Here is a 13,229-nt window from a genome sequence, read left to right as displayed (position 1 = left end):
CTGCCGAGCCCTGATAAACTTATCATTTATTTTGATGCATTGTGGTTGGCATCCAGCCAGTTAGCCATAGCAACAAACTGCTCTAAAGTCAGATTCTCAGGGCGCAACCCCGGGTTGATCCCCAGTTCTTCCAGCTGCTCTGTGGTCAAAAGTGCCTTGTAGCAGTTACGGATCGTTTTACGCCGCTGGTTGAAACCTTCACGGCAAACACGGTCCAGCCATTTAAGATTAGTACATGGATGCGGCAATGTTTCATATGGTGTAATACGAACAACGGCTGAATCAACTTTTGGCGCAGGCACGAATGACTCCGGCGGGACTTCCAATACCGGCATTACACGTGAATAGTACTGAGCCATTACGGTTAATCGACCATAGGCTTTACTGCCCGGGCCTGCTGCCAGGCGATTGACTACCTCTTTCTGTAACATGAAGTGCATATCCTGGATATGCTCATGGAACGAGAAAAGATGGAACATTAGCGGTGTCGATATGTTATATGGCAAGTTACCGAAAATACGTAGCTTATTGTTTTCTTTAATTAGCTGTGTGAAGTCGAAGCGCATGGCATCGCCTTCATGGATAGTCAGTTTGCTACCCAAGTCAGGGTGGTTGCGCAGACGTTCAGCCAAGTCACGGTCGAGTTCAATCACCGAAAACTTATCAACCTGCTTGCCGACTGGTTCAGTGATAGCCCCTAGACCCGGGCCGATTTCAACCAGGTTCTGGCCTGGTCTCGGGTTAATTGCCGATACAATGCCGTCAATAATGTAAGGGTCTTTCAAAAAGTTCTGGCCAAAGCGCTTTCGTGCGCGGTGGCCTAGATGGACCTGATCACTGCTCATGTTTGTTTTTCTACCAATTCAAGGGCGTGCGATAGCGCTGTCCAAAGGCTACCGGTGTCCGCCTGTCCGGTACCAGCAAGTTCCAGTGCGGTACCATGATCTACTGAGGTTCTGATAAAGGGCAGGCCTAACGTTATGTTGACTGATTTGCCAAAGCCTTTGAATTTAAGCACTGGCAGCCCCTGATCGTGATACATGGCTAATACAGTATCTGCATCGGCCAGGTATTTTTCCTGAAAGATGGTATCTGCCGGCAAAGGGCCGACCAGATCCATTCCTTCTTGCTGGCGAAGCTGCTCGAGAGCTGGCGAGATCACTTCAATCTCCTCCATTCCCAGACAGCCATCTTCACCGGCATGCGGGTTAAGCCCGCAGACATAAATTTTGGGTTGTTTTATACCAAACTTGCTGACCAGATCGGCGTGCAGAATACGTATAACCTGCTGTAGCCGTTCCTCTGTCACAGCCTTGGAAACATAGGCCAGCGGAATGTGAGTAGTCACTAGTGCCACTCGCAGTCCCTCAGTTGCCAGCATCATCACTACTTGGGCAGTATCAGATCTCTGGGCAAAAAATTCAGTATGGCCACTGAATGAAACGCCGGCACGGTTAATGACCCCTTTATGTACAGGGCCGGTGACCACCGCAGAAAACTCACCATTCATGCAGCCATCTGCAGCCTGGCCTAATGTCTCGAGGACATAATGACCGTTAAGCTCATTCAGTTCGCCTGCTTTGGACGGCGCTTTCAGTTCATGATTGGCGATAACCAGCGTACCGGCCTTATGAGGCTGAGCAGGCTGGGCCGGATCATAGTCAATGACTGTGAGCGGCAACCCTAGCAGGGCTGCACGTTCTACCATAAGCTGGGAGCTAGCACAAACTACCAGTTCGTGAGGCCAGTCTTGTTGGGTTAGGGCAAGTACTAAATCGGGGCCGATCCCTGCCGGCTCCCCCGGGGTAATTGCGATACGTTTAACCTTGGTCATTGGCGTCTTCCGGCTGTTCGATATAGGCACCAGCCCGTAGCTCTTGCAGCCAGGCCTGGGCCTCTTCGTTAAACTTGCGGCTGAATAGAATTCGGTAGGCACGATTCTTGACCGCGGCATCGGTACGATCGACATCACGGCGCTCTGTAACTTCAACAATGTGCCAGCCGTGAACAGTTTTGAATGGCTGGCTGATCATACCGGTTGGTAGTGTTTCTACTTTGTCTTTAAACTCTGGCACGTAAATATCAGGAGTCTGCCAGCCCAGCTCTCCTCCGTTTGCTGCGGAACCCGGATCAGCACTTAGTGCCTGCGCCGCATCAGCAAAGCTTTGTTCTCCGGCTAGAATCGCTTTACGCGTTTTTTCAAGTTGGCGCTGGGCACCTTCGTCGCTCATGATCACCGAGGTTTTAACCAAGATATGGCGAGCATTTATTTCAGTGACGGAAATGGTTTCCAGCCCCTGAACATCGTTGACTTTCAAGATGTGGTAGCCAACACCGCTGCGGAATGGGCCGATAATGGCGCCTTTACCACTGGATTTAATCTGATCGGCAAAGATCGTTGGCATTTCTTCCTGGCGCATCCAGCCCCATTTGCCACCCTGCAAGGCTTTTGGGCCTTTGGAATAGCTATAGGCCAGGTTGGCAAAGTCGGCTCCATTTTTCAGTTCTTTAACCAGTTGGTTAGCCTGTGCCAAGGTCTCGCTTCGTTGAGTGGCGCTGGCATCTTCGCTGATGCGTAGCTGGATATGGCTAATGTTAAAGCTGACACCTTGCTGGTTTTTCTTATCTAGCTGTTCGGCGAGGGTGTCGACTTCCTGAGGTAGGATATTAATACGTCGACGGACCTGAATGGTTCTCGCTTCGCTGGCGGTGATATCACGTCGCATCTGTTCGCGGAACACGGCAAAACTGATGCCATTGTCAGCCAGGAGCTGTTGCAACTGGGCGACTGACATCTCGCGCTCGGCAGCAATTTGATTAATCGCCTGATCCAGACGGGTATCATCAATACGGATCCCGAACTGCTCAGCCTGCTGGAGCTGGAGCGTTTCGATGATCAGTTTTTCCATCACCTGTTCTGACAGAATGTCGTTTGACGGTAGTGGCTGATTCTGGCGGGCAGCGTTCATCTGCACGGTTTTCAGCATTGCGTCGACGTCACTTTGCAGGATCACACTGTCGTTGACGATAGTTACGACCTTGTCCAGTTCTTGCGGGGCAGCAATGCTGCCGGCAGCCAGGCTCCATAGTGTCAGGCCAAGCAGTGAAGACTTCCACTTTTTCATACATCTTTCCATCATGCGCCGTGGCGCGTTAAATCGGATGATGCCGCGGTCGAATACCGCGACATCTGGTTAGTTGTTGAGGTAGAACGGACGGCCATAGGCGATAGCATTGCCACTGGCGGTTGCTGCTCCGGCCGAAGGCGCTCCGGCCAGCCCTAATAGGCTGAATGAGACACTGAAGTTTTGTTCGTACTCAGCTGGCTGGCTGTTTACGTCGCTGCGGGATTTCAGATATTCATTATAGCCAAGGCTGATCATCCAGCAGGCGGAACGGTAGTTTAGGGTGATCTGACCTTCCAGCATCTGGTTTTCAGTCAAATCATGGTAGTAGTCACCACGCAGGCTCAGGCCGCCGTAGACAGGGAAACCTGTCGAGAAGCCAAGCTGGGAGATCCCGTCTTCGGTATAGTTATCAATCTGGTCATTATCAGGCAGGCTCTGCTTGATATAGTCTTTTGAAACGTACCGGTAGTTTAGCTGGCTAAACAGGGCATCTTCGCGATACTCCATTGTCGCGTTGGCAAGCTGCATTTCTTTCTTGCTGGCGTCGTACTGAAGTCCGCCATGGAAGAATAACCAGTCGTCATAGTTGAAGTCGGATTCAAATGCAGATGCCGAGTAGTTAGGTGTCGATTCGCTATCTTCGGTTAGGTTACGGCCAGCGTCATTGAGGTAGAATATCTGACCGAACGACAGGTTGAAGCGCTCGACGAAATCGTTGTCAAAGAAACGGGTACTTGCCCCGACGGTGAACTGGTTGGCGGCGGAAATTCGGTCGACGCTAGAATAGCGCTTGCCACGGAACAGGCCGTAGTAGTCGGTTTGCAGTAGTGTCGTATCGTAGCTGCCGAAGATGTCCTGCTGCTCGACATCTCTGACAAACAGATATTGTACCTGAGGCTCAAGGCTCTGGACGTAGTCTTCACCCCACAGCAATGCATCGCGCTCCAGATACAGGCCACTGTGTATCCGAATGCTCGGGACCGAACGAGAGGCTGTCTCTTCCAGGGTTTCCAGTCCGTCGATACTGCTGTCAAATTCCTGATTGTAGTAGGTATACATCAGCTTGGCCTCGGAGGTGATAGACCACCAAGGCGTTGAGTACGGCAGCGTCAGTGTCGGTTCGAGATGGACACGATCTGCCGAGGGTTTATCGACGGCATCATTTTCAAAGCGGCTGATGTGACTGTTCAGAGTGAAGTCCAGCCCATAAGCCATATCCGGTCGATAATAGTTGAATTCCAACTGTGGCATCAGGCGGTAGTTGGAAGAGACCCCGAGCGTCAGAGGCTGGAAGTCCCTTACCCGTAGCGTTGAGTCCCAGAAACGTTCACGGTAGGAGACCTCTCCCTTTTGCAGTAGGTTGTTGTCTTCACGTTCGCCAATGCTGGAATCGATGTCCGAGAAGTAGGTCACATCACTGACCTTGCTGTAGTCCACATCAAATAACCAGTGGCTCTTGTATGTGCCGCCATGTGACCAGTTGAAGCCCCAGCGAGCTCCCTGATCCGGAGCACTTTTATCATCGCCAAGGTATTCGCCACTCAAGCTACCATTACCCGCCTCGGTCAGATAGCGAAACTCGGAATTAAGCTGTAGGCCCCTGTTGCTCATGTACTTAGGGGTGATGGTCATGTCGTAGTTGGGCGCGATGTTCCAGTAAAACGGTGTTTCCAGCTCGAAGCCATCACGAGAGCCATAGCTTAAAGAGGGGTAGAGGAAACCGGTTAGGCGCTCTTTGCCGACAGGAACTCGTAGATACGGCATGTAAAAAACAGGGACATCTGCAATTTCAAAACGGGCATTATACAAATCGGCAAAAGGAGAATCGGTTTCACGTTCGATACTGGTGGCCGAAAACTGCCAACTCTTGTCACCAGGAGGGCAGGTGGTATAGGTGCCATTTTTCAAGCGGTAGTAGGCGATGCCATTTTTGGTGATCCGCTCAGCTTCGCCGCGACCCGCTTCACAAGTCATGTTATATACCGCGTTATCCATCTCGGAGTCTTCGGTGTCTAAATTACTTTGAATGCGGTCGGAGTAGACCTCAACAGTTCCGTCATGAAAGTAGACGTCGCCTTCAGCCGTTACGATATTCTCGGGCTGGTGCAAGGTTGCAGTGTCTGCAGCAACCGTACGGTTTCCTTGCTGCAGTATGACATCGCCCGAGTAGGTGAGTTTTTGGTTCGGCTTGGCTTCTGCCTTGTCGGCAGAGACCTTAATCGGCTCGTTATTAGTATCTTCAGGCATATCCTGAGGTGCAATGCATACTCCTCGAACCAGTTCAAGGTCGCTCTTAGTGCCATTGACAGCCGCAGACTCATCATTGACATCTTCGCTTGGTGCGGGGTTTTCGTAAGCCATTGCTGGACCATAAAGCGCAAGGCTAATCATGGTGGCTAATAAGCTGCGGGAGGTTAATGACATCTAATTCAACTTTCCTGTATTCAAGTTTCAGCGCATTTCAGAAACGAATTGGTGGCGCTTTTTACAAGCTTTCCCGATCAATGACAGCTATCATAATGCAAATTCTATCCGACGGCATCTTTTCGCGTTATTGTGTCGGGTTAATATCAGAAAAATATTTCTAAATTTAGCAAATTACCAGAGAGTAGAGAATGCAGGTTTGGGGTAAGATTTTAGGCGCATTTTTTGGGTTCCTTCTTGGTGGGCCGTTCGGTTTGTTGTTAGGCCTTTTTTTAGGGCATAAGTTCGACCGAGCCAGAACAAATATTTATTCCCGTGGCGGGTTTGGCAATTTTGGCGCTGATCGCGCCAGAAGCGCCGAGCGGCAGGCGGAGTTTTTCTATGCTGGCTTTGCTGTTATGGGCCATATGGCCAAGGCTAAAGGGCGGGTAACGGAAGAAGAAATCCGGGTTGCCAGTGCAATTATGGATCGTATGAGCCTGCATGGTGAATCTCGCCGACAGGCACAAAATGCTTTTCGAGAGGGAAAAGAAGACGATTTCCCGCTGGATGAGACGTTGGCAAAAGTGCGGATGAGTTGCGCAGGCAGGGCTGACCTGCTGCAGTTTTTTATCGAACTACAGATTCAGGCGGCATTTGCTGACGGCAGCCTGCACCCGAGCGAGCGCCAGCTGTTGTTTGTCATTGCCCGCAGCCTTGGTTACTCAGATCGCCAGCTGGAGCAGCGCCTGCATATGCAGGAAGCGGCTTTTCGTTTTCAGCAAGGTGGATTCAATCAGCAGTACCAGCAGCAGGGGGCGTTTAGACAGGCGCCAACCAAGGATCAACTTGCCGATGCCTATGAACTGTTGGGTGTTGCTGAGTCAGCGTCAGCCCAGGAGCTGAAACGGGCGTACCGTAAGCAAATGAACGAACACCACCCTGACAAGCTGGCAGCCAAAGGACTACCGCCTGAGATGATGGAGCTGGCCAAGCAGAAAACCCAGCAGCTGCAGGCGGCCTATGATCTGATCCGCAAGGAAAAAGGGTTGAAGTAAGTCAAAGTGGCGAGAGGCGAGTGTCGAGTGACTAGAACCTCAACACTCGCGACTCGAACTTTACCATTTACCACTAAACCACGTTCTGTGGCTTGCCTTCCACGAACTGGTTTATATTGTCGATAAGCTGGTTGGCGAGGGTCTGAATGGCTGAATCGGAACCCCAGGCGACATGGGGAGTCAGTAGTAGGTTTGGCAGGTCGGCATAGGCAACCAGAGGGTTGCTGTTATCGGCAGGCTCTTCGGTAAATACATCAACGCCGGCACCGCCTATCTCTCCCTGTTTTAGTGCATCAACCAGTGCCTGCTCGTCAACGAGGCCTCCTCGGCCGGTGTTGATCAACAAACTGGACGGTTTCATGCTTGTCAGCTCTTGCTGACCTATCAGGTGGACTGTCTGCGCGGTTAAAGGACAATGTAAAGTAAGGACATCGGCCTGCTTCAGCACATCAGAAAACAGGGTATAGCCTTCTCGGCAACTCTGCTGACCTTTGTGCTCGGCAAACAACACCGCCATTCCTAATGCTTGCCCTAATTTCGCGACCGCTTGCCCCAGGCTGCCGCCGCCGATGATCCCCAGCGTTGTGCTTTTGATATCCCCTATCGGATGAGTAAAGAAGCAAAACTGTTTTGTCTGCTGCCATACCCCGGCTTCGATATCTTGGTGGTAACCCATCAGGTTCCGTCGCAAGGCAAACATCATCGCGACAACATGTTCAGGAACCGAATCGGTTGCATAGCCTCGGATATTGCTGACGGTTATTCCGTGTTGGCGGCAGTAGTCAAGATCGACATTATTGGTGCCGGTTGCGGCAATGGCGATCATCTTCAATTCGGGGAGCTGGCTGAGTATCTCTGCATCCAGAGTCACTTTGTTGGTGATGGCAATCGTCGCGTGTTGCAGGCGTTTGAGTACCTGTTTTGGTGACGTTGCCGGATATTCGTGCCATTGATGAGTAAAATTGGGCTGAGGTAGCTGGATATGGTCGGGAATGGTACCCCGATCCAGGAATACTATTTTTTCCATAGGCTTGGCAATAGGCTCCAAAGTTGATGTTATTCCCAGGCACCTTGAGGGAACTTGAGTATCAACCAGTAAACACCAACTTTGGGGGAGACCTCAACCAAGAGGGTTAACTTTCTTGATCTGGTAGTGTTTTGCTTGGCGCATCGGAGTAGAAATCGCAGGGGGCGAACAGGTGCATCGGTAGCTCGGTCGTGGGCTGAAGAAAGGTCAGCTCGGCGGCATGGAGTTGAAGTCTTGGTGCACTCTCCCGGGCTTCGTCATGGGCGTAGAAGCGGTCGCCAAGGATAGGGTGGCCAAGTGCCAGCATGTGAACCCTGAGCTGATGAGAGCGGCCTGTCACGGGGCGCAGCCGCACCAGGGTGGTATTGTCTTCTCGGGCAATGACCTGATAGTGGGTGACTGAGGGTTTGCCGTCTTCGAAACAGACTTTCTGCTTCGGACGGTTTGGCCAGTCGCAGATCAGTGGCAGATCAACCGTACCGCTATCTTGTTCCAGCCCCCCCCACACCCTTGCGTAGTAGACTTTTTCGGTCAGGCGTTCCCTGAATTGCTTTTGTAGGTGACGCTCTGAGTCTTTGTTGGTGGCAAGCAAGATCAATCCTGAGGTTGCCATATCCAGCCGGTGAACGAGGTGGGCTTCGGGATGCGCCTGGAGTACCCGGCTGTATACGCTGTCATGGTGGATAGGATCCCGGCCTGGGTTTGAGAGCAAACCGGATGGTTTGTTGATCGCAATTAGATCGTTGTCGAGGTGCAGAATATCCAGCCACGGATCTGTGGGCGGGTTATAGTCCAGCAAAGGCAATGGTTTCATGTTTCGTTCAGGCTGACAGGGATCGAGGCGGGCGATAGTACCATATTACAAATGGCGATCGCAGTGGTGCTTGAAATTGAAAAGCCGCCGGCAGCATAGGGCTGTTCGACGGCTCGGAAGTACTTAGTCGTGCTCTGGAAACGTTAGTTCAGAGATAGTTAAGGGTTAGCCATGGCTGACGACAATCAGACGCAACGAGTCCAGCTGAACCTGGGCTTTGGCAATATAGCCTGTTAGATCCTGAATTTGGGTCTCAATCAATTCCAATTCGTCATCACGGATGTTCGGGTTGACGGCCTTGAGGGCCTGAAGGCGATTCAGCTCGGCACGCAGGTTGTTTTCCATTTCGGCCTGAGCGGCTTCGCGAACAGTCACCAGCTCTTTGGCAACAGCCTGCTCGGCATGTTCAATCAGAACGTGGATATCCTTCTGTACCGAGTTGACCAGCTTGCTGGCCAGATGACGGTTCACCGGGCTAAGCTGGCGGTTGAAGCCTTCAAACTCGACATTGGCCGACAAGTTGTTGCCCTTGGCATCAAGCAAAATACGGATTGGTGTCTGTGGCAAGAAACGACCGATACCGGACTGTTTCGGTGCCTGCGCATCGACGACATATACCAACTCAAGCAGCAGGGTACCGGCAGGAAGGGCTTTGTTTTTTAGCAAAGAAACGGCTGTTGTGCCCACTCCTTCAGATAGCAGCAGGTCGATACCGCCCTGGATCATTGGGTGCTCCCAGCTGATAAAGTGCAGATCTTCTCGCGATAGTGCCGTTTCACGTTCAAATGTGATGGTGCAGCCGTCATAAGGCAGGCCCGGATAGCTGGCAACCATCATGTGCTCTGATGGTGTCACCACAATGGCGTTTTCACCCTTGTCATCCTGATTCAGGCCAATGGTATCGAACAGGCCGAGGGCAAATGTCACCAGGTTGGTGTCACCGTCTTTGGCTGCGATCTGATTAACCAGTTCACATGCCTTGTCGCCTCCGTTGGAGTGAATTTCCAACAGACGGTCACGTCCTTGCTCCAGCTTGGCCTTTAGTTCACGGTGCATAGCGGCGCTGCGTTCAATCAGCTGTTCCAGAGCATCGCCATCATGGGTGTCATTGGCCAGCAGCGCAATGAGCTCACTGCTGAAGGCGTCATATATGGCACGGCCGGTCGGGCAGGTTTCTTCAAAGGCGTTCAGGCCTTCGTTGTACCAGTGTGCCAGCAGTGCCTGGGAGGTGCCCTGCAGGTGCGGAACATGGATTTCGATATCGCGCATCTGACCAATGCGATCCAGACGACCGATACGCTGTTCCAACAGATCGGGGTTGTTGGGCAGGTCAAACATGACCAGCTGGTTGGCGAACTGGAAGTTACGGCCTTCCGAGCCAATTTCCGAACAGAGTAATACCTGAGCCCCGGCTTCTTCCTGGGCAAAGTAAGCGGCTGCCTTATCACGTTCAATGATTGACATACCTTCGTGGAAGACTGTTGCCCGGATCCCTTCACGCTCGCGTAGGGCCTGCTCCAGTGTCAGAGCGGTTTGTGCGCGGGAGCAAATAACCAGCACTTTCTCATTGCGGTTTGCCATGAGCATATCCAGCAGCCAGTTTACTCGCGGATCAAAGTTCCACCAGGTGGCGGAATCACCTTCAAATTCCTGGTAGATATCTTCCGGGTATAGCAGCTTGATGGCTTTCTGTTCTTCAGACATCTTGCCATTCATCATTCCGGCCACACGCATGGCTGTTTGATACTGAGTCGGCAGAGCCAGCGGATACATGTTCAGGTGGCGCTGCGGAAAGCCCTTAATTGCCGCGCGGGTGTTACGGAATAGGACTCGGCCGGTACCATGGCGATCCATCAGATTGTCAATTAACTCCTGACGGGCCGTATTCTGTTGTTCTTCATCGATCTGCTGAGACTCGATGATCCTAAGCATAGGCTCGATATCTTGTTCTGGCAGCAGCTCGGTCAGGCGGTTCAGAGCGGTATCATCTAGCTTCTCGCCCGACAGCAGGCGAGAGACGGCATCCGCAACGGGGGCATATTGGCGCTCTTCTTCTACGAAGGCTTCATAGTCATAGAAGCGGTCAGAGTCGAGCAAGCGCAGGCGGGCAAAGTGACTTTCGTGGCCTAGCTGTTCTGGCGTTGCCGTTAGCAGCAGGACGCCCGGACTTTTTTCTGCCAGTGCCTCGACTACCTGGTACTGGCGGCTTGGTTTGTCCTCGCTCCATTCCAGGTGGTGTGCTTCGTCGACAACCAGTAGGTCCCAGTCGGCATCGAGGGCCTGCTCGAAACGGCGGCGGCTCTTGCGCAGGAAGTCCAGTGAACACAGGACAAACTGCGCGGTATCGAACGGATTGGCAGAATCCGCGAAGGCTTCTACACAGCGCTCTTCGTCAAAGATAGAGAAGTGCAGGTTGAAGCGACGCATCATTTCTACCAGCCACTGGTGCTGGAGCGTTTCCGGAACCAGGATCAGAATACGCTCTGCGCGGCCAGAGAGAACCTGCTGGTGGATGATCATACCGGCTTCGATGGTCTTACCCAAACCGACTTCGTCGGCAAGCAATACGCGCGGTGCATAACGACGACCGACTTCGTGGGCGATGTATAGCTGGTGCTGGATCAGGCCGGCACGCATACCGCACAGGCCACGCAACGGACTCTTGTGCTGCTCGTACTGGTTTTTCAATGCGCGGTAACGTAGGGCAAAACGATCCATACGGTCGATTTGGCCGGCAAACAGCTTGTCCTGCGGCTTATTGAAGCGGATTTGATTGCAGAGGAAAATTTCACGGAGCTGAACATTTTCTTCTTCGGTATCTGTACGTGTGCCAATATAGGTGAATACGCCGCCGGCCTCCTCGACCTGCTCGACCTTCAGTGACCAGCCTTCATGGCTTTCAACCACATCGCCGACATTAAACATTACGCGGGTAACGGGAGCATCACTGCGTGCATACAGGCGGTTCTCTTCACAGGCCGAGAACATCAAGGTGACAGTACGGGCATCAGCCGCAACGACTGTTCCCAAACCCAGATCACTTTCAGTATCGCTGATCCAACGTTGACCCAAAGCAAATGGCATAGTGGTTAAAACCTTCTAATTATTTGATATTAAGGAGAATGCTAATCCGATGCTCTAACATTTTTGAACTACACTGAGATTAAGTGTAAGCCAGAATCTGCACCGGTAAAAAAGGGGACTAATGTTACTGCATGCTGTGAGTAAGGTCACGGCGAAAGTGCCCAGAATCCGCCAAAGTATTTTTAGGCATGATTGTCACAATTCTTTAATTATCTCCGGTCTTTAATAGTAACCACACTAATTTGGCATACGCTTAAAGAATGATGGCAATTTTATTGCTGTCTGATTGTTACCAAGGAGGTACCTATGGACGACGTTGAACGGAAAGTGTTTGTACTGGATACGAATATTTTACTTCACGAACCCCTCGCCATTTATTCCTTTAAAGAGCACGACGTCGTTATTCCGATGACGGTGCTAGAAGAACTGGATCGCATCAAGGACAGCAAGCGTGATGTATCGCGTGATGCCCGAATCGCGATCCGTGCACTGGAAGATATCTTCCATGATGCGACACCCGAGCAGATTTCTGCCGGGATCCCATTTTCTAACCAAGGAGACAACCAAGGAACGGTTGCTATATTTGCCGACTATGAAGTCACCGAGACCGTGCATGCTTTTGCCGACAAGGCGGGCGATAACCGGATCCTCAATGGGGTGCTTTTTTTACAGGCAGAGTATGCACCACGGGAAGTGGTGCTGATCACCAAAGACATTAATATGCGGTTACGGGCGAAAGGCGCCGGTGTTTATTTTGTTGATGATTACCGCTCTGATCAGTTAATTGATGACGTGAAACTACTTACCAAGGGGTTTCATACATTTTCGGGGGATTTTTGGGGACGGGTTGGCGAATGCCAGTCAGAGAGCCATGGTCGCTCGACTTTGCATACACTCCCCTCGGAGCTATTTGAAACCCCCTTTATCAACCAATACCTGCTTGATGAGGGATCGGATTTTGCCGCTCGGGTACAGGCCATTGACGGCGAGACTGTAACGTTGAAGGATATCGGCCAGGAGCGTTTAATGCACCGGCAGGCCTGGGGGATCCACCCTAAAAATGTCTATCAGGGCATGGCGCTGGATGCGATGATGGATCCGGCAATTGATCTGGTGATCCTGACCGGCCCCGCCGGGTGTGGCAAAACCATTTTGGCGATGGCCGCGGCATTGGAGCAGGTGATCGAAAAAGGCATGTATGACAAGATCCTTGTAACCCGTAATACGCCGGAAATTGCCGAGTCGATTGGTTATTTACCGGGTACCGAAGAAGAAAAAATGATGCCATGGCTAGCGGCCGTTACCGATACCATGGAAGCGCTACACAAAAATGATGTCTGTACTGATGGCTCAATGAAGTACATCTACGACAAAGCGAACATTCAATTCAAATCGATTAACTTTATGCGCGGCCGCTCAATCCAGAATGCCTTCGTATTGCTGGATGAGTGCCAGAACCTAACCGCCTCCCAGATCAAGACTATTATTACCCGATGCGGGGAGGGCACGAAGATTGTCTGTTCCGGTAACCTGGCGCAGATTGACTCCAGCTACTTATCTCCAGTCACCTCGGGCTTGACGTATATCGTTGAGCGTTTTAAGAATTTCGAGGGAAGTGCCAACATTTATCTCAATGGCGTCGTCCGCAGCCGGTTGGCTGAGTTTGCGGAAGAGAATTTATAACTAATACCGGGAAACGAGTCTCTAGGATATAG

The 13,229-nt window shown here is 51.6% G+C and carries 9 protein-coding genes; 2 read left to right on the top strand and 7 right to left on the bottom strand.

What is annotated here, in order from left to right; translation table 11 throughout:
• Positions 1-26: 26 nt before the first annotated feature.
• The 4 genes from rsmA to lptD all read right to left on the bottom strand — a co-directional run bounded on the left by rsmA (position 27) and on the right by lptD (position 5,552).
• A complete protein-coding gene (rsmA, locus tag EDI28_RS18930; RefSeq protein ID WP_128785452.1) occupies positions 27-845 on the bottom strand; it encodes a 16S rRNA (adenine(1518)-N(6)/adenine(1519)-N(6))-dimethyltransferase RsmA in 819 nt (272 codons plus the stop codon).
• Positions 842-1,834, bottom strand: coding sequence for a 4-hydroxythreonine-4-phosphate dehydrogenase PdxA (pdxA, locus tag EDI28_RS18925; RefSeq protein ID WP_128785451.1), 993 nt, complete (start codon positions 1,832-1,834; stop codon positions 842-844). Before pdxA ends, rsmA begins: the two co-directional genes overlap by 4 nt.
• Positions 1,821-3,125 (bottom strand): peptidylprolyl isomerase SurA, encoded by a 1,305-nt coding sequence (gene surA, locus EDI28_RS18920; RefSeq protein WP_128785450.1) that lies wholly within the window; start codon positions 3,123-3,125, stop codon positions 1,821-1,823. Before surA ends, pdxA begins: the two co-directional genes overlap by 14 nt.
• A gap of 69 nt (positions 3,126-3,194) precedes the next feature.
• Complete coding sequence (gene lptD / locus EDI28_RS18915) at positions 3,195-5,552, bottom strand: LPS assembly protein LptD (protein WP_128785449.1); 2,358 nt, start codon at positions 5,550-5,552, stop codon at positions 3,195-3,197.
• 191 nt (positions 5,553-5,743) lie between these two features.
• Here lptD and djlA point away from each other — a divergent pair, with 191 nt between their 5' ends.
• The gene (gene djlA / locus EDI28_RS18910) at positions 5,744-6,589 is read left to right on the top strand and encodes a co-chaperone DjlA (protein WP_128785448.1); all 846 of its coding nucleotides are present in this window, start codon (positions 5,744-5,746) and stop codon (positions 6,587-6,589) included.
• Between the two features lie 73 nt (positions 6,590-6,662).
• Here the strand turns inward: djlA and EDI28_RS18905 are convergent, their stop codons facing one another.
• The 3 genes from EDI28_RS18905 to rapA form a co-directional block, all read right to left on the bottom strand.
• Complete coding sequence (locus EDI28_RS18905) at positions 6,663-7,616, bottom strand: D-2-hydroxyacid dehydrogenase (RefSeq protein WP_128785447.1); 954 nt, start codon at positions 7,614-7,616, stop codon at positions 6,663-6,665.
• A 106-nt stretch (positions 7,617-7,722) separates the two neighbouring features.
• A complete protein-coding gene (gene rluA, locus EDI28_RS18900; protein ID WP_128785446.1) occupies positions 7,723-8,430 on the bottom strand; it encodes a bifunctional tRNA pseudouridine(32) synthase/23S rRNA pseudouridine(746) synthase RluA in 708 nt (235 codons plus the stop codon).
• A 165-nt stretch (positions 8,431-8,595) separates the two neighbouring features.
• On the bottom strand, positions 8,596-11,514 hold the full coding sequence (gene rapA, locus EDI28_RS18895) for an RNA polymerase-associated protein RapA (RefSeq protein ID WP_128785445.1): 2,919 nt from the start codon (positions 11,512-11,514) through the stop codon (positions 8,596-8,598).
• A gap of 306 nt (positions 11,515-11,820) precedes the next feature.
• On the opposite strand from rapA, the gene EDI28_RS18890 reads away from it, so the two are divergent.
• Positions 11,821-13,197: a PhoH family protein gene (locus EDI28_RS18890; RefSeq protein ID WP_128785444.1), complete on the top strand. Its 1,377-nt coding sequence runs from the start codon at positions 11,821-11,823 to the stop codon at positions 13,195-13,197.
• The last annotated feature ends 32 nt before the right edge of the window (positions 13,198-13,229 follow it).

This window comes from Photobacterium chitinilyticum (assembly GCF_004104355.1).
GTDB classification, from domain to species: Bacteria; Pseudomonadota; Gammaproteobacteria; order Enterobacterales; family Vibrionaceae; genus Photobacterium; species Photobacterium chitinilyticum.
The sequence above is the reverse complement of the archived record's forward strand: the minus strand, read 5'-3'. Positions and strand labels throughout refer to the sequence as shown.